The 17323-nt window shown below is 56.6% G+C and carries 18 protein-coding genes; 10 read left to right on the top strand and 8 right to left on the bottom strand.

Going from position 1 to position 17323, the window contains the following annotated elements; translation table 11 throughout:
• Positions 1-533 precede the first annotated feature (533 nt).
• The 5 genes from PSH88_RS09715 to PSH88_RS09735 form a co-directional block, all read right to left on the bottom strand.
• Positions 534-1235, bottom strand: a complete 702-nt coding sequence (locus PSH88_RS09715) for a DUF2290 domain-containing protein (protein ID WP_305426010.1) — start codon at positions 1233-1235, stop codon at positions 534-536.
• Positions 1228-3381, bottom strand: a complete 2154-nt coding sequence (locus PSH88_RS09720; protein WP_305426011.1) for an ATP-binding domain-containing protein — start codon at positions 3379-3381, stop codon at positions 1228-1230. Before PSH88_RS09720 ends, PSH88_RS09715 begins: the two co-directional genes overlap by 8 nt.
• Before the next feature lie 559 nt (positions 3382-3940).
• Positions 3941-4498 carry a Smr/MutS family protein gene (locus PSH88_RS09725; RefSeq protein WP_008005647.1) on the bottom strand — a complete coding sequence of 186 codons (558 nt, stop codon included), beginning with the start codon at positions 4496-4498 and terminating at the stop codon, positions 3941-3943.
• A 75-nt stretch (positions 4499-4573) separates the two neighbouring features.
• A complete protein-coding gene (locus PSH88_RS09730; RefSeq protein WP_305426013.1) occupies positions 4574-4894 on the bottom strand; it encodes a hypothetical protein in 321 nt (106 codons plus the stop codon).
• Positions 4895-5026: 132 nt separating this feature from the next.
• Positions 5027-5617 (bottom strand): cysteine hydrolase family protein, encoded by a 591-nt coding sequence (locus PSH88_RS09735; RefSeq protein WP_008005646.1) that lies wholly within the window; start codon positions 5615-5617, stop codon positions 5027-5029.
• A gap of 238 nt (positions 5618-5855) precedes the next feature.
• Between PSH88_RS09735 and prmB the strand changes: the two genes are divergently transcribed.
• Positions 5856-6764 (top strand): 50S ribosomal protein L3 N(5)-glutamine methyltransferase, encoded by a 909-nt coding sequence (gene prmB / locus PSH88_RS09740; RefSeq protein WP_305426014.1) that lies wholly within the window; start codon positions 5856-5858, stop codon positions 6762-6764.
• A gap of 126 nt (positions 6765-6890) precedes the next feature.
• On the opposite strand, the gene PSH88_RS09745 is transcribed toward prmB, so the two are convergent.
• A complete protein-coding gene (locus tag PSH88_RS09745; RefSeq protein ID WP_305426015.1) occupies positions 6891-7682 on the bottom strand; it encodes a hypothetical protein in 792 nt (263 codons plus the stop codon).
• Between the two features lie 111 nt (positions 7683-7793).
• Complete coding sequence (locus PSH88_RS09750; RefSeq protein WP_030131638.1) at positions 7794-8792, bottom strand: alpha/beta hydrolase; 999 nt, start codon at positions 8790-8792, stop codon at positions 7794-7796.
• An 85-nt stretch (positions 8793-8877) separates the two neighbouring features.
• Here PSH88_RS09750 and aroC point away from each other — a divergent pair, with 85 nt between their 5' ends.
• The 5 genes from aroC to mtnC are packed head-to-tail and all read left to right on the top strand — an operon-like array spanning position 8878 to position 13026.
• Positions 8878-9969, top strand: coding sequence for a chorismate synthase (gene aroC / locus PSH88_RS09755; RefSeq protein WP_305426016.1), 1092 nt, complete (start codon positions 8878-8880; stop codon positions 9967-9969).
• Between the two features lie 34 nt (positions 9970-10003).
• Complete coding sequence (locus tag PSH88_RS09760) at positions 10004-11149, top strand: MFS transporter (protein ID WP_305426017.1); 1146 nt, start codon at positions 10004-10006, stop codon at positions 11147-11149.
• Entirely contained in the window at positions 11146-11772 is a 627-nt protein-coding gene (locus PSH88_RS09765; RefSeq protein ID WP_305426018.1) for a methylthioribulose 1-phosphate dehydratase, read from the top strand. Before PSH88_RS09760 ends, PSH88_RS09765 begins: the two co-directional genes overlap by 4 nt.
• Positions 11773-11792: 20 nt before the next feature.
• Positions 11793-12338 carry a 1,2-dihydroxy-3-keto-5-methylthiopentene dioxygenase gene (locus PSH88_RS09770; RefSeq protein WP_305426019.1) on the top strand — a complete coding sequence of 182 codons (546 nt, stop codon included), beginning with the start codon at positions 11793-11795 and terminating at the stop codon, positions 12336-12338.
• A gap of 4 nt (positions 12339-12342) precedes the next feature.
• On the top strand, positions 12343-13026 hold the full coding sequence (mtnC, locus tag PSH88_RS09775; RefSeq protein ID WP_305426021.1) for an acireductone synthase: 684 nt from the start codon (positions 12343-12345) through the stop codon (positions 13024-13026).
• A gap of 105 nt (positions 13027-13131) precedes the next feature.
• On the opposite strand, the gene PSH88_RS09780 is transcribed toward mtnC, so the two are convergent.
• On the bottom strand, positions 13132-13410 hold the full coding sequence (locus PSH88_RS09780; protein ID WP_008005638.1) for a DUF3509 domain-containing protein: 279 nt from the start codon (positions 13408-13410) through the stop codon (positions 13132-13134).
• Positions 13411-13763: 353 nt separating this feature from the next.
• On the opposite strand from PSH88_RS09780, the gene PSH88_RS09785 reads away from it, so the two are divergent.
• The 4 genes from PSH88_RS09785 to PSH88_RS09800 all read left to right on the top strand — a co-directional run bounded on the left by PSH88_RS09785 (position 13764) and on the right by PSH88_RS09800 (position 17138).
• Positions 13764-15602 carry a long-chain-acyl-CoA synthetase gene (locus tag PSH88_RS09785; protein WP_305426022.1) on the top strand — a complete coding sequence of 613 codons (1839 nt, stop codon included), beginning with the start codon at positions 13764-13766 and terminating at the stop codon, positions 15600-15602.
• A gap of 112 nt (positions 15603-15714) precedes the next feature.
• Positions 15715-16233, top strand: coding sequence for an ankyrin repeat domain-containing protein (locus PSH88_RS09790; RefSeq protein WP_305426023.1), 519 nt, complete (start codon positions 15715-15717; stop codon positions 16231-16233).
• Positions 16234-16332: 99 nt separating this feature from the next.
• Complete coding sequence (locus tag PSH88_RS09795) at positions 16333-16863, top strand: hypothetical protein (RefSeq protein ID WP_305426024.1); 531 nt, start codon at positions 16333-16335, stop codon at positions 16861-16863.
• A gap of 83 nt (positions 16864-16946) precedes the next feature.
• Positions 16947-17138, top strand: a complete 192-nt coding sequence (locus tag PSH88_RS09800; RefSeq protein WP_007902193.1) for a PLDc N-terminal domain-containing protein — start codon at positions 16947-16949, stop codon at positions 17136-17138.
• The last annotated feature ends 185 nt before the right edge of the window (positions 17139-17323 follow it).

A 17323-nucleotide genomic window follows, 5' to 3' on the forward strand; every position in this document is an offset into this window, starting at 1 on the left:
GCGTGTCTGACCCTGTCAGTGAAGTCGGGTTAGGGTGAGATTGTGAATCGTCGTTTACATCTCATTGTGTGTTTCGAAAGTCCCTAGGGCTAGAAGTTCAGGAAACGATGGTAGCAGCGGCAGTTTCAATGGAGCGCGGGCTTGGGGTCGACTGCTGCCCTTCACGACAGGCAGCTATCGGCCGATTCTGTTGAAAAAGTCGGCCATGGTTCCCACGGTAGTAAAGTACGCGTTTGAGATTGAAATCTTTACATTGAGCAGAGGATTCCGGGCTCAGATTTCGCGTAGCGGCGCGAAAAAAGGCGTTTTCAGCGGTCAGTATGCGGGCAGTCTGGAAGAACCGACTTTTTCAACAGAATCGGCCATAAGCGGACGCTCAGGACAGGTCAGCTTTCGGCCAGAAGCTGCCATTAGGATGCGTCTAGGAAATCAGGGGCGATTCATCCTGAGCGGCATTTTATTGTCCCGCCCTCCGGTGGGCACGCTCTCTATCAATATGTGCCCAGGTCTGGATTCTCGAGAGACTTTCTCGATTACCCAAAATAAAACGCACGTTCCTCCACGGGATCGAACAACAAGTCGGAAACGAGATAGCTGCGAGCTTTTTCAGATACCAAAATTCTGTCGAAGGAATTTTCTATTTCATCATGTTCGTCATCACCCACAGCACGCCAGTTGGAGCCGTAGTATTGCTTAAATACCAGTAACGCAAATGCTGCTGGTGTGAGTACCCTCCTTACCGCCCATCGATTCTCAGAATGGAATCCAATGTGAAAATGTGAGCACGGGTGGTGAAGTTTTGTTCGCTGCGCCGGAGCATTTTCATACCTAAGCAAAGGCACGGAACCGATGCCAACCTTATCCGCCAAAAGAGACAGAAACTCTTCATGTGTCAATAAACCGGCTTCCACCATCTCGTGACGGGTTCGAAACCAATCAGCATATTCGTTAGAATTAGAAGAATAAGGATTGGGGTAAAATGCATAGCGCACATTGCTATCGCCTTCAATGCTAAACTGAAAGAATGAATAATCAGACAGCAGAATATTGTAGTGCGATAATCCAAGCGCCTTGTTGTAAACATCAATGTAATTTGCAGAGTCAGACAATATTAAGTCACGAAACTCCTCATTAACTGGTAATGGAATTGGGTTTGAATATATCTCAGCAATACCCAGACTTTCCGCTACTCGCCATACTTGAGAAATGCCGGCCCTCACCTCTTCCTTATTCATCTTTGACTTCCTGCACGACCAAAAAGTCATCGATTTCGTTATCTGTAAACCCTTCGTCACGCAGACGTTCTATAAATTCTTGCCGGAGTTTCTTAGCTCTGAGTGTCTTCTCACTCATATCGCGTTGAATCAGGTTCATCTGAGAAAGATCTGGCATCTTAAAGCGCAGATAAGGGAAGTCAGCCGCTGCCGAATCGATTTCATTACCGATGGCAATTGTCGATCCTTTACACCCAGAAACGCGAAGCCAGGCTTTGGTTCGGGTGAAAGCAACGAACAATTTATTACGCTCACTCCTCTGACGAAGCCATATAGCATCAACCCCGACTACGTAAACAACCGCCGCTTCATTACCCTTTGCCCGGTACACTGTTGAAAGAGTGATCTTGTCAGAAATAGAGAAGGGCGGTTCTGAATAAGGGTCAGCATGGATGTTGTTTGTTGCGATCCCAGCCATTGAAAAGCTCGCGGACAATCGCTTAAAGTAATTACGAGCGTTTCTGTCATCCAAGGCAATGACAATGATGTCCTCTGGTGATAGACCACCTTGTAGAAAAGAACATGCGTCCTTAACAACCCAATCTATTTCTTCGTCAAAATCATTGGCTGAGTGATATTTAATCAAGTCAGGCAAGCCTTCTCCCTGCAGGGATACTGGACTATTTCCTTCAGGTCTCAAAATTTCAACCTGCTTGCCTGTTTCAAAAGTGTCAGCTTGTACGATATACCCAACGTCGCGCCAATGATCAGGACTTTCAAGAAGTTGGACTATGTCGGAATAAATGCCAAAGCCCATTGCGTGCGCGGTGGTTAAAACCTCTCTTTGATTTCTGTAGCATTTACTAAGCACTGTGTCATTGACGGCTCCCGGAGGTAGGCCCGCAGCAGCTCTATCAAGAGAAATACACGGCTCATGATTTTCGTCAAAACCAAAAAGTTCTTCTGCAGACGGCATTTTTACATTTAGAATGTTCTGCAGTTCATCATATGCCCAAACTATGCTTTTTTTGTCTCGGGTACCTTTAGTCAGCAGGAAGCAAAGTTGGTAAAATGCAGCAGGAAAATCCTGGCCTTCATCAATTAGCACGTGATCGTAATATGTTTGTACGGATCCAGTGGCAACCAGATCAGCACAGGCATATTGGAACGGATCCACTCCTGCAGGAGCAGCACTCCTCGCCGCGCTATAGCTCATTGGGATTCTTCCTGCGCGACGGCTAGCGTCTGAATATGCACCGTTCGCGTTTGAACCACCCCAGCCATGAAGAATGTTAATTTTAGTCCAGTCAGGATCAACTTCAGTGTAATGCCTAAAAAACTTTGTAATCATGTTTTGAATGGGCGAGCGCAAACTTTTTGTAAAGAATGTAACGAGAATAGTTTCATTGGGCTTGGTCATGTGCAGATGCGCAGCTTTCATGGCCAATATTACAGTCTTTCCTGAGCCTGCTAGACCTCGAATTCGTTGAGGTCCATTAATTGTAACGAGAGCCGCTCTCCTTTGCTTTTGGTCGAAGTTGGCGATTTCAGCTTCCAAATTGGATAGAGCAAAGGCTTCCTTGTGTTGCTCAGGATTTTCAATAACTCGATTTCCGCTACGCGTAAGTGCTTTTGCACCCTCAATGACGGATCGAGCCTCATGCATTTGCTCAGGACTGAGTAAATCTTCGCTTTGAAGGTTTTCGAGAAGGGTGCGTAGAGCTGTATTAGAGTTTATTACATCGCACTCTCCACCCTCAAAGATTCGGTCAGCTATTTCTGAGTCGCAGAAGATCACCGGTGTAATCTCTACGTCAAGCGAGGAGCGTGTTCGTCGTAGCGTTTTGCTTTTTAAGAGTCGGCCAATCAAGATGCTGCAAAATTGGTTAAGAGACTCACCGATCTCACCAATTTTTGGAGTTGGTAGCCTTTCCGCCTGCGACGCGCTAACAAAACGAAGTGCAATAATCCCATGCGATCGGCTTAGTAATAATGCGTCAGGCTTATGCGTGACAGTTTCGTAGTCAGAGTAGCTAGGAAAGTCGTAATAAAGCACTGCCTCCTCAAGTCCAAGTTCTTGATGGGCACCTTTGACATATGAAATGAAGTCTCTGGCGAGAGGGTCGTTATTAATTCGATCACTTGTTACAAGGATGTCGATATCCATTTCTTGTTTGCTCGCCGACCTAAGTCTTAAATAATGATTTTTACTTTGTCTGGAAAGATAATAGCTTCGAACCTTCATGTCTAGATTAGATGGGTGTGAGAAACCCTTTTATTTTCGCCTACTTTGGGTCAGCGTTGGCCTTATGAGGGAGGTGAATGATCCTCGGTATCCCATCTACATTTAGGTATGCAATTGGCCAAAAGCTGACGGCCACGACTGACCGCTTTTGGCCGATAGATGTCTGTCAGCCAGCGTTCAGAGCATCAACTCTAGTTGTGGAAAAGCCCCGCACCGTTAAAGGCGGAGCGGGGGGGCATTTATCTGTTGCGAGAGGAGGGAATCCCGTACCAATTTCCGTACCAATGCCTGTGTTTTGGCAGGAAATTCTGGGTTGGTCTAGGCGCTAAGTCCCTGATTTCATTGACCCTGACAACCTAGAGAACACCCCGTGACATGTCGGTGTAATTCTGTTCCAGGGACATGAAACTACCTGTGGGATTTTACGCAAAGGGCAAGGGTACGGTGACGGACACGGCGCTGCAAGCGTGAAGCGACAGCATCACTCGTCGCGACCTTCCATCATGGTGCGTTTGAGCATTACATAAACCGCTCCGGCGCCGCCGTGTTTCGGCTGGCACGAAGTGAAGCCGAGCACCTGTGGATGCTGACGTAGCCAGGTGTTGACGTGGCTCTTGATCATCGGCCGCTTGCCGTCCAGGCGCACCGCTTTGCCGTGGGTGACACGTACGCAGCGAATTTCGAATTTTGTCGCTTCGGCCAAAAAGGCCCACAAGGTTTCACGGGCCTTTTCCACGTTCATGCCATGCAGATCGAGGCTGCCTTCGAACGGAATCTGTCCGATCTTGAGCTTGCGCATCTGGCTTTCCTGGACGCCGTCGCGGGCCCACATCAGCTCATCTTCGGGGCCGACATCGATGACGAACTGATCGGACAGCCCGTCAACGGTGGTGGCATCGGTGCGCACGGTGGCGGCTTGGCGCAGCTTGGCGATTTGCGCGCGATCGGCCTTGGGTTTGCCGGTTTCGGCGCGATCGTGCTTGATCGGCTTGACGCCTTGGATCGCGCTTTTGAACAGGGAAAAATCGTCGTCTTGCATGTCAGCCTCCGCGAAGGGCGGCCAGTTTACCCAAGTCGGGGCGAATCGGGCGGGACAAAACGTCTGGCGTTGGGCTTAGTCGTGTTTTTTCATCAGGTGCGGTGCCATATTCAGCTCTTGCGACTGGCGCGAGCGGCGACGGCAGCGGCGCCATAGCCACACGCCGATGTACAGCACGAACAGGCCCACGGCCAGAATGATCGCCGAGCCCAACGGGCTGGCATTCAACTCGCCCAGCGCCGGTGGGCGGCCCAGCAAGCTGGCTGCGCCGGCCATCGCCAGCAACACACCACACGTCGCCAGCAAGGCAGCGAACGCTGCGCCGAAGCGAAAACGCCAGGTGCTTTGCCCTTTGGGCCGCAAGCGGCGTGCATCAAAACCATCGGATAACTTCATTCCGACCTTCCTCAATGGGTATCGGCCCTTCGACCGGGAGTTGACCGGGATGTTCCTGAGGCTAGGGCAATTACAGCAAATGAGAGGCTTTTGCGGATGAGCGGCGGCATGGACCGCTCATCGAAGGGTTGATCAGATCAGTTCGCGGGTCTGGGCGAGGGTGGCGAAATTGTCCGCCATGATCGCCATCTCGGTGTGCTGAACGTGCTCGGCGCTCAGGACGCCACCCTTGTAGGGCAGGTCGCGAGTCGCGCAGGCGTCTTCAACCAATGTGCAACGAAAGCCCAGGTTCTTCGCGGCGCGCACGGTAGTGCTGACGCTGGAATGGCTCATGAAGCCGCAGACGATAAGGTCCAGCGAGCCGAGGTTCTGCAGGCGCTCCAGCAGTTCAGTGCCATGAAACGCACTCGGCAGCAATTTGCCGATGATGGTTTCGTCGCCCTGTGGCTCCAGGCCCGGGATGAACTCGCCGCGCTCGCCTTGCGGGTCGAACAGCCCACCGACAGTGCCGAGGTGGCGTACGTGCACGATCGGCCGACCGGCTGCACGGGCAGCGGCCACCAGTTGCTTGATGTTCGCGACGGCAGCATCCATGCCGCTCAGTGCCAAGGGGCCGCTGAGGTATTCTTTCTGGGCATCGATGATGACAAGGGTCGCATGACCCAGATTGGCCGCTGCATAACCACGGCCGCTGAGTTGAAACATCGTTTTTGGAACGGACATTCTGGGGCTCCTTCGGGTGGGGCTTTTGCGACATTGTCCTCTGGCTGAGCGCTTCTGTGAATCGCTACCATCGTAGGCACCGCCGTTGTTGGGTCGCAGCCTTGTCAAGATACTCGTTCTGTTCAATAGCTTGCTGAAAAAATAGAAGAGTCCTACATCTGATCCGGTGTTTTTCCTGCGTCGTCGTGGCGTCTTTTGGCTGTTAGAATCGTCAGTCGTTTTTTCTGGAGTTTGCCCCGTGATCACTTCCCGACTTCGTACCCTGCGTGACCATATCCGTTGGGCCGTCAGCCGCTTCCATGGGGAGGATCTGTTTTTCGGCCATGGGACCGACAACGCCTGGGATGAAGCCCGTCAACTGGTGTTGGGGGCGCTGCACCTGCCGTGGGAAATTGCCGACAGCTATCTGGACTGCCGTCTGGAAGAAGACGAACTGGTCAATCTGCAACGCTTGCTCAAGCGCCGCATCGAAGAGCGCATTCCGACCGCTTACCTGCTGGGCGAAGCCTGGTTTTGCGGTATGTCGTTCATTGTCGACGAACGCGTACTGATCCCGCGTTCGCCAATTGGCGAGCTGATCGAAAAGCGTTTCGAACCGTGGTTGGGTGCCGAACCTGCGCGCATTCTCGACCTGTGCACCGGTTCCGGTTGCATCGGCATCGCCTGTGCCTACGAGTTCCAGAACGCCGAAGTGGTACTGGCCGATCTGTCGTTCGAGGCGCTGGAAGTGGCGAACCAGAACATCGAGCGCCACGGTGTCGATGAGCGGGTGTTCACCGTTCAGGGCGATGGTTTCGATGGTTTGCCGGGTCAACGTTTCGACCTGATCGTGTCGAACCCGCCTTACGTCGATGCGGAAGATTTCGCCGACATGCCGGATGAGTATCAGCACGAACCGGAGCTGGGCCTGGCCTGTGGCGACGACGGTTTGAACCTGGTGCGCCGCATGCTCGCCGAAGCGGCGGATCATCTGACCGAGAAGGGATTGCTGATCGTTGAGGTGGGTAACAGTCAGGTTCACGTCGAGGCGCTATACCCGCAAGTCGACTTCGCCTGGCTGGAGTTCGAGCGCGGTGGGCATGGGGTGTTCATGCTGACAGCGGAGCAGTGCCGCGATCATCAGGCGTTGTTCGCTTCTCGCGTCTGACCTGAGAAAGCCTTCGCGGGCAAGCCACGCTCCCACAGGTTTTGTGTCGTGTCCAAATGATGGGTACACACTAAATCTGTGGGAGCGTGGCTTGCCCGCGAATGGCCGCGCCGCGGTCTCAAGTCTTCAGCGGTGCGTAGCAATCCAGATCAGCAACCCCGCCTGAAACACCGCAAACGCCACCAGACAGGTAATGGTAAAACGCAGCCCGGCGTCTTCGCGTTTGTACTTGCTGACCTTTTCTTCGTGCTTCTTCAGTTTGACTTCCTGTTCCGCCAGATTCTGCTCGGCTTGCTGGAGCATTTGCGCGGCTTCGAGGATTTCCACCTGCTGCAACCTCTCGCTGTTCCAGTCGCCGAGCAAATCACCGACCGACACCTCTTTAACGCTGCCCTTCAAATGCTGGGCGTCGGCGTAGACCACGTCAAAACCGTGCACCCGCAGAAAGTGATCGCGGCGCAGGCGAGTGTCTTCGTTCAGCGCATCCTTGTTGTTCAGATCAGTGCCATCGACGGTGTAGGCGGGCCATCTCTTCTTCGCCCACGTAATGCCCTGAGCTGCCAAATAGCGCCCGATGCCGCGGTTCAGCGGCTCGATCTGCAAGCCGCTTTCCGGCTCGAAATGCACGCGTTTGGTCGTGTGATCGACCCACACGTCCAGATGGTTCTGTTCTTTGCGCACCCGCTGGCCCGGCAGCTTGATGGCCATGCGCATCAGGCTGTGTTCCTTGCTATTGCGTTCGGCGTAACCGAATTCGACAAAGCGCAACGGCCGTCCGCCAGTGTTGCGGTCGGTTTGCAGCGGCGCCAGGCGGAGCATTTTGTGGTGCTCGACGTGGACGTCCGCCCACGGCAGCTCGACCGCTGGCGGTGTGTCTTTTTCAGCGGTGGTGTCGGGTGAAGTCTGGGTATCAGTCATAACGGCGAGATCCTGTCCAAGCCCTGCTTGCCGCCAGCCAGTGCGCTGGCGACAAAGGCTTATCGGCCGTTTTTTTCAGGACTGGAGGGTCAACAGCGCTTAAAACAGCGCTTAACGGGTGCGAAGTCCGTCAATAAACCCGAGGATTCGCGCGCCGAGTTCGGCGGCCAGCGGTAATTGCGGATCTTTATAGGAGGCCAATTGCCGCTTCACGTCGTTGGGCACGATGCGCATCACGTGGTTCATGCCTTCGATCAGCGCCAGTTCGGCGTCCGGTTTGGCGGCCTTGAGTGCCTTGGCGTCACCCACGCCGACCTGAATGTCGTTGCTGCCCTGGATGATCAGCGCCGGCATTTTCAATTTGGCGAAGGCCGCCGCCGGGTCTTGGCGGAACAGCGAAATCAGATACGGCTGCACGCTGGGGCGGAAAATCACCTGCAATTGCGGGGGCACGTTGTCGTCGGTATGGCCGGCCTTGAGGCTGTCGAGCAGTTCATTGCTGCGCAGCATCAACGGCGGTGGCAGGCGATTGCTCAGCTGCTGGCGCAGTACCTGATCGATCGGCCGGGCGCTGCCGGACATGGAAATTACCGCCGCGGCATCGACGTTTGGCGCCGCCAGGCTGGCGATCAAAGCACCTTCACTGTGGCCCAGCAAAATCAGTTTGCCAAAGCGCGGATCGGCTTTGAGCTTCTGGCCCCAGGCTTCGGCGTCGGCCACATAGGCTTCCACCGAGAGATTACGTTCGTCTGGAGTCGCAGCCAGGCTCGCCGCCACGCCGCGCTTGTCGTAGCGCACGCTGGCGATGTTGTGTTTGGCCAGCACCCAGGCCAGCCGTTTGAGGCTGTCGTTGCGTCCGCCGTCGGGGTTGTTTCCGTCACGATCCGTAGGGCCGGAGCCGGAAATGATAAGGACAACCGGCACAGGCGTGTCGGACTTGGGCAGCAACAGCGAGCCGAAAAGCTCGCCGCTGCCCGTGTCCAATGTGATCGGGCGTTGCAGCACAGTGGCCTGTGCAAAGCCGGTAAACAGGGTAAGGCTCAAGGCTAGAACTCGCAGCATCATCACGCCATCATCAACAAGGTGCCGGTTGGACTCGCAGGCACCCATAAGGTTCGAGGATGAACTAGTCGGGTAGCCTGCGTATACTGGCGCGCATTACGTATTTTAGTTTCGATTTCACGGAGCGTCCCGCATGTCCGGCAATACCTACGGCAAGCTGTTCACTGTCACCACCGCGGGCGAAAGCCATGGTCCGGCGTTGGTCGCCATTGTCGATGGCTGCCCGCCGGGCCTGGAGATTTCCCTTGAGGATCTGCAGCGCGACCTGGACCGCCGCAAGCCCGGCACCAGTCGCCACACCACCCAGCGCCAGGAAGCCGACGAAGTCGAAATCCTCAGCGGCGTCTTTGAAGGCCGCACCACCGGTTGCGCCATCGGCCTGTTGATCCGCAACACCGACCAGAAGTCCAAGGACTATTCGGCGATCAAGGATCTGTTCCGCCCGGCGCACGCCGACTACACCTACCACCACAAATACGGCGAGCGCGATTACCGCGGCGGCGGTCGCAGTTCGGCCCGTGAAACCGCCATGCGCGTGGCAGCCGGTGCGATTGCGAAAAAGTACCTGGCCACCCAGGGCATCGTCATTCGCGGCTACATGAGCCAGCTCGGCCCGATTGAAATCCCGTTCAAGACCTGGGATTCGGTGGAAGAAAACGCCTTCTTCAGCCCCGACCCGGACAAAGTGCCGGAGCTGGAAGCCTATATGGACCAATTGCGTCGCGACCAGGATTCGGTCGGCGCGAAGATCACCGTGGTCGCCGAAGGCGTGATGCCGGGCCTGGGCGAGCCGATCTTCGACCGTCTCGACGCCGAACTGGCCCACGCGTTGATGAGCATCAACGCGGTCAAAGGCGTGGAAATCGGCGCCGGGTTTGCCAGCATCGCCCAGCGCGGCACCGAACACCGTGATGAAATGACCCCGGAAGGTTTCCTCAGCAACAACGCTGGCGGCATTCTCGGCGGCATTTCGTCCGGTCAGCCGATCGTTGCACACCTGGCGCTCAAGCCCACCTCGAGCATCACCACGCCAGGCCGTTCCATCGATATCCATGGCAACCCGGTGGAGGTCGTCACCAAGGGCCGTCACGACCCTTGCGTTGGCATCCGCGCCACGCCGATTGCCGAAGCGATGATGGCCATCGTGTTGATGGATCACCTGCTGCGTCATCGCGGGCAGAACCTCGATGTGCGCGTGAGCACTCCGGTGCTGGGTCAGCTTTAATGGCTGACCTCACAGCCGCTGCGGTTTGACGACCGTGGCGGCGCTCCCGTACTGGCGGCTCTCCAGTTTCTATCTGTTCTATTTCGCCTTGCTCGGTTCGACAGCGCCATTCCTGGCGCTGTACTTCGATCACCTGGGCTTTTCCAGCGCGCGCATTGGCGAACTGGTGGCGATCCCGATGCTGATGCGCTGTGTGGCGCCGAATATCTGGGGCTGGCTCGGTGACTACACCGGGCGACGTCTGGCCATCGTGCGGTTCGGCGCGGTCTGTACGTTGCTGACCTTCTCACTGATTTTCGTCAACAAAAGCTACGCGTGGCTGGCGATGGTCATGGCCTTGCACGCGTTCTTCTGGCACGCGGTATTGCCGCAGTTCGAAGTCATCACCCTGGCGCACTTGAATGGCCAGACGTCTCGCTACAGTCAGATTCGCCTGTGGGGTTCCATCGGTTTCATCATCACCGTGGTCGCCCTCGGGCGGCTGTTTGAATGGCTTAGCCTGGACATCTATCCGGTGGCGTTAGTGCTGATCATGGCCGGGATCGTCGTCAGCAGTTTGTGGGTACCCAACGCGCAACCGATTCAGAGCGAACGGTTGGCGGGGGAGGGATTCCTCCAGCAATTGCGCAACCCCGGGGTGTTGGCGTTCTACGGTTGCGTGGCGCTGATGCAGATGAGTCACGGGCCGTATTACACCTTTCTGACCCTGCACCTTGAGCGACTCGGTTACAGCCGCGGGCTGATCGGCATGCTCTGGGCGGTCGGCGTGGTTGCCGAAGTCTTGATGTTTCTGGCCATGAGCAAGATCCTTGCGCGTTTCTCTGTGCGCCGGGTGCTGCTGGCGAGTTTCCTGCTGGCGGCCCTGCGTTGGTTGTTGCTCGGTTCGTTTGCTGAATTCCTTTGGGTGCTGCTGTTTGCCCAAGTGCTGCACGCCGCTACCTTCGGCAGCTTTCACGCGGCTGCCATCCAGTTCGTGCAACGTAGTTTCGGCGCGCGTCAGCAAGGGCAGGGCCAGGCGTTGTATGCCGCGCTGGCCGGCACCGGCGGTGCACTGGGCGCGCTGTATTCCGGCTATAGCTGGAATGCCCTCGGCGCCACATTGACCTTTAGTATCGCCAGTCTCGCCGCCTTCGCCGCTGCCGTTATCATTGCCACACGCATGCAAGAGGACAGGCCATGAGCCTTACCCGTGAACACCTTGCTCAAGAAATCATCGACGCCGGGCGTTTTCTGTATGGCCGCGGCTGGTCGCCGGCCACCAGCAGCAATTACTCCACCCGCCTGTCGCCGACTGAAGCCTTGCTGACGGTGTCCGGCAAGCACAAAGGCCAGCTGGGCATCGACGATGTGCTGGCCACCGACCTGTCGGGCAATAGCCTGGAACCGGGCAAAAAACCGTCCGCCGAAACCCTGCTGCATACTCAGCTCTACAGCTGGCGCCCGGAGATCGGCGCGGTGCTGCACACCCATTCGGTGAATGCCACGGTGCTGTCGCGCCTGACGTCGGAAGACTTCATCGAGTTCGAAGGCTACGAACTGCAAAAAGCCTTCAGCGGCGTCTCGACTCACGAATCCCGCGTGCGCGTGCCGATTTTCGACAACGATCAGGACATTGCACGGCTGGCCGCCAAGGTGCAGCCTTGGCTCGACGCCCATCCTGATTGCGTCGGCTATCTGATCCGTGGCCATGGCCTCTACACGTGGGGCGCGCGTATGAGCGACGCGCTGCGCCAGATCGAGGCCTTTGAATTTTTGTTCGAGTGCGAGTTGAAGACGCGCTCGCTCTCGAACCATAAAGCATGAACCGTTAAGGAGTTGCCCAGATGAGCAGCCTGTCCGTTTACCACGTCAGCAGCCCCGAAATACCGAACAAAGTACTCACCCACCTCGAAGACATCGCCTCGACCCTGGCCGAACAGGGTGTGCGCTTCGACCGTTGGCAAGCCACGGCGAAAATCCAGCCCGGCGCCAGCCAGGAAGAAGTGATCGCCGCGTATCAGGAGCAAATCGACAAGCTGATGACCGAGCGCGGTTACATCACCGTCGACGTGATCAGCCTGAACAGCGATCACCCGCAAAAAACCGAGTTGCGTGCCAAGTTCCTCGATGAACACCGTCATGGCGAAGACGAAGTACGATTTTTCGTCGCCGGACGTGGCTTGTTCACCCTGCACATCGGTGATTACGTCTACGCCGTGCTCTGCGAGAAAAATGACCTGATCTCGGTGCCTGCCGGTACGCCGCACTGGTTCGACATGGGCGAAAACCCGCATTTCGTCGCGATCCGCCTGTTCAACAACCCCGAAGGCTGGGTGGCCAATTTCACCGGCGATGACATCGCCAGCCGCTTCCCGCGTCTCGAGGACTGAGTCGATGCCGATCAAAGCAATTCTCACCGACATCGAAGGCACCACCAGCGCGGTGAGTTTTGTGTTCGACGTGCTGTTTCCTTACGCAGCTAAACACCTGCCGGATTTCGTTCGCCAAAATGCCGGACGCGCGGATGTCGCCGAGCAGCTCGCCGCTGTTCGGCGTGACGGCGGTGAGCCGCAAGCCGATGTCGAACGGGTCATCGACATCCTCTTGGGCTGGATCGCCGAAGACCGCAAGGCCACGCCGCTCAAGGCGTTGCAAGGGATGGTCTGGGAGCAGGGTTATCAGGCCGGGGAGTTGAAAGGCCACGTGTACCCGGACGCCGTTGAAGCGCTCAAGCGCTGGCATCAGGAAGGTTTCAAACTGTTTGTGTATTCCTCGGGCTCGATTCAGGCGCAAAAACTGATCTTCGGCTGCTCGGACGCGGGAGATTTGTCGCCCCTGTTCAGCGGCTATTTCGACACCACCTCGGGGCCCAAGCGTGAAGCGCAGTCCTACGAGCGCATTTCCCAGGGGATTGGCGTTGATGCTTCGCAGGTTCTGTTTCTGTCCGACGTCGTTCAAGAGTTGGACGCCGCGCGTGCAGCCGGAATGGCAACCTGTGGCCTGGCCCGTGAGGGCGGGGAACTGACAGGGCACGTGACCGTCGACAGCTTTGCGCGGATCAATCCTTCAGCCCTGTAAACCACATAACAGGGATTGCATAACCGCAGAAACAACTCAGGCCGTGAAGCGAAAGCGCTCACGGCCTGTTTGTTTGTAGCGCGTTTATTTACACAACCGCAGGATTTAAACCGAGTGATAGGTCGGCAAGGCGAACCGTTGCTGGCTTTGCAGCATGGAGATCTGCGGCAGTTCGCTGGCCTGTTCGGCGATGTCACGGCGAATTGCGCTGATCACCCACGACAGCTGATCGCCGGCATGTAATTGCTGGTAGGAAATCGAACGTTTGAAGACTTTGCCGTCGGTACTGCGCAGGGTCAGCAGAATGCCGCCGTCAGGCCGGGGCTGGGTGGTCACTTCGAAGTTGGAGAACAGCGACGAAAATTTTTCCTGGATCAGGCTCATGTCTATCAGCTCCGTTTGTGCTTGAAGGGCAACATGGAGAGGTAGTTGCAGTGATTGTGCCAGCGCCTGATTTTTAAAAAAATTATATAAATCAACAAGTTAGTTTTTAGACGGTTTTGTGCTTTCGTGCAATCTGCATGAATGGCCATCGTGCATCCTGCATTTTGCGTGGTCGCCATCGATTCGATGGAACCAATCACAACGCCAGGGTTCCGCTTTTCGATCTCCGGTCCGAGCACTTCAGTTGCGGATACAAAACATTTCAAAAACCGCGTGTACAGCTCAAGAACCGCTGACGTATTTTCGATTTCAATCAACGCCACCCGACAATAAGAAGATCGAACGGGAGCACCATGAGCCGCACGCTGAACGACACGATTACCTGGGGCATGATGCTCCGCAAGCTACCTTCCATTGCCAAAGCCATTCCCCGGGTGGTGAAGGGCATGAAAGCCGCCAACGTCAAGGACCCGACCCAACCGTGTGGTCTCGGCTGGAGCTTCGAGCAGGCGACATTGCGTAATCCCGATGGCCCGGCCTTGCTGCAGGGTGAGGTGGCGCTCACCTATGCACAGGTCAATCAGTGGGCCAATCGCATCGCCCATCACTTGATCGCCCAAGGCATCGGCAAGGGCGATGTGGTGGCGATCTTTATCGAAAACCGTCCGGAACTGCTGGTGACGATATTGGCGGTGGCCAAGGTTGGCGCGATCAGCGCCTTGCTCAATACCTCTCAGACCCGCGATACCCTGGCCCATAGCCTTAACCTGGTGGCGCCCGTGGCGATCGTGGTCGGCGAAGAGCTGGTGCCGGCTTTCAATGCGGTCCGCGAGCGGGTGTCCATCGAGGCGGCGCGCACCTGGTTTGTCGCCGATCAAGACACTTATCACCATCCGGGCAATTCGCCCGATGGCTTCATCAACCTGATGGCGGCCAGCTGCGACGCGTGCAGCGATAACCCCGTCAGCAGCCAGCAGGTTTTTCTCGACGATCCTTGTTTCTACATTTACACCTCGGGCACCACCGGGTTGCCCAAGGCCGGGGTGTTCAAGCACGGCCGCTGGATGCGCAGCTCCGCCAGCTTCGGGTTGATTGCCCTGGACATGCAGCCGCAGGACGTCGTCTATTGCACCTTGCCGCTGTACCACGCCACCGGGCTCTGCGTGTGCTGGGGCTCGGCAATCAGCGGGGCGTCGGGGTTTGCCATCCGCCGCAAGTTCAGCGCCAGCCAGTTCTGGAGCGACGTGCGCAAATACCGGGCGACCACCCTCGGTTATGTCGGCGAATTGTGCCGCTACCTGGTGGATCAACCGCGCAGCGTCGACGACAGTCGGCACAGCGTGACGAAGATGATCGGCAATGGGCTGCGCCCCGGCGCGTGGCGTGAGTTCAAAACGCGTTTTGCCGTTAACCATATCTGTGAGCTGTACGCCGCCAGCGACGGCAATATCGGCTTCACCAACATCCTCAATTTCGACAACACCATCGGTTTTTCCCTGATGTCCTGGGAGTTGGTGGCGTACGACCACGACAGCGGCGCACCCACCCGTGATGCCAAGGGCTTCATGCGCAAAGTGGCCAAGGGCGAGCAGGGTTTGCTGCTGGCAAGAATCGACGACAAGGCGCCGCTGGACGGCTACACCGATCCGCAGAAAACCGCAAAAGTCGTGCTCCACGACGTGTTCAAGAAGGGCGACCGTTATTTCAATACCGGTGACCTGCTGCGCAACATCGGTTTTGGCCACGCGCAGTTTGTCGATCGCTTGGGCGACACCTACCGCTGGAAGGGTGAAAACGTCTCGACCACCGAGGTCGAAAACATCCTCTTGCAACACCCGCACATTGCCGAAGCGGTGGCCTATGGCGTGGAAATCCACAACACCAATGGGCGTGCCGGGATGGCGGCAATCACGCCGGCTGAATCCCTGGCGACCCTGGATTTCAGCGAGTTGCTGGCTTTCGCCAGGCAGCAAATGCCTGCCTACGCGGTGCCACTTTTCCTGCGGGTGAAAGTGAAAATGGAAACCACCGGGACCTTCAAATACCAGAAGACGCGGCTCAAGGACGAAGCCTTCGACCCGAACAAAACCGGCGATGACCCGATCTACGCCTGGTTGCCGGGCACCCAGACGTACGTGCAAGTCACCGAGCAGGTGCTGGCGGATATTCGCGGCGGCAGGTACCGCTATTGAATGTGGCTCTTATTGAACGTAGCTATGGCCGTCCATGAGAAAAAAGAAGTGACAGGTTCCGGACCGCTCGGGAAACTATCGGCTTTCCGATTGACCGAATGTGGAGTCCCCAATGTCAGACAAAAGCCGCCAGATGACCCCCGAAGAGGCTGCTGAATTTGCCGAACAGGTGTTCAACAAAGCGCGCGAGGGCGATGCGGCCATGATGGCTGCGCTGCTGACCAAGGGCCTGCCGCCGAACCTGCGCAATCACAAGGGCGATACCCTGTTGATGTTGGCCGCGTACCACGGCCATGTCGACACGGTAAAAGTCCTTATCGAGCACAAGGCTGATCCTGAAATCCGCAATGACAACGGCCAGAGCCCGATTGCCGGCGCGGCATTCAAAGGTGACCTGGCGGTGGTCAAGGCGTTGGTTGAGGGTGGCGCTGAAGTGGAAGGTTCGTCCTTCGACGGTCGCACTGCGCTGATGATGGCGGCGATGTTCAATCGCGTCGAAATCATCGACTACCTGATCAGCAAAGGCGCCGATCCGAAAGCCAAGGATGCCAACGGTGTGTCCGCGCTGGACGCGGCCAAAACCATGGGCGCGGCGGATACCACCGCACAATTGCAAAAGCTCCTGGCCTGACCTCTGTGGCTGCGGGGCTTTTGTGCCTGGTCCCGCAATCCGTTTGCGAATACGTTATCCTTCGCGCCCTCAAATCTCCCTCGCTACAGGATCCACCTCATGAAAGCCGCACTCGTCGAACTCATCAGCAAAATCAGCTCCGGCTGCATGGACGAGGGCGAAATCCTGAAAGTCGCTGACGAAGCGGCTCAGGCCTACGCCGATCCCGAGGCTTTTCTGACGGCCAATCCGGACATCAACTACGACGACACCTTCCCGATCCCATTGGGCGAATGGGTAGTCGTCGGCAGCCTGCCGGAAACCGTGCTGTTCCAGGCTGACACCTACATGGACCTGTTTGCGCAGATCGTTGCTTCGTTCGGCCCCGGTGTCGATTTCAACATCAAACCCAAGCAACTGGCCAAGACCGAAGCCCTCACGGCGCTCAATCGCATTCAGGTGCAGATGAGCAGCATGAACAAGGAAAACGGCGGTTACACGCTGATGAACTTCAGCCAGTTGCTCGACGACGAACTGCAAGTGGTGCTGGTCTACGGTAACGACGTGCCACGGGTTCTTGAATTGTGCGCGGAAGTCGGCATAGCCGCCGCGCCATCCCTGGAAGCCCTGAAAGTGGCGATCCACGTCTGAAGCCCTCTAGGACGGTAATAAAACGGAACCCTTGCATCTCCCGACTATCCTAAGAGTGCATACCACTCTTCGGGAGCGTCACCATGGGTTCCACGTTCAACAGCCTGGTTGGCCTGATTATTCTTGCCCTTGATATCTGGGCCATCATCAACGTGCTTAAAAGTGGCGCCGAGACCGGGATGAAAATCATCTGGGTGCTATTGATCCTCCTGCTGCCGGTCCTGGGCCTGATCATCTGGGCCATCGCCGGGCCAAGGGGCAATGTGCGGATCTGATCGGTTTCTCGCAAACAATACTGAACCCTGTGGGAGCGTGGTTTGCCCGCGATGCAGGCGCTACGGTCAGTCAGATACACCGCAGCGATCCGCATCGCGGGCAAACCACGCTCCCACAGGATTGGGTCGGGCCATAGCGTGACGTCGATTGGCCATCATGTGCGGGTAACCGTCCGTTGCCACCC

This window comes from Pseudomonas wuhanensis (assembly GCF_030687395.1).
GTDB classification, from domain to species: Bacteria; Pseudomonadota; Gammaproteobacteria; order Pseudomonadales; family Pseudomonadaceae; genus Aquipseudomonas; species Aquipseudomonas wuhanensis.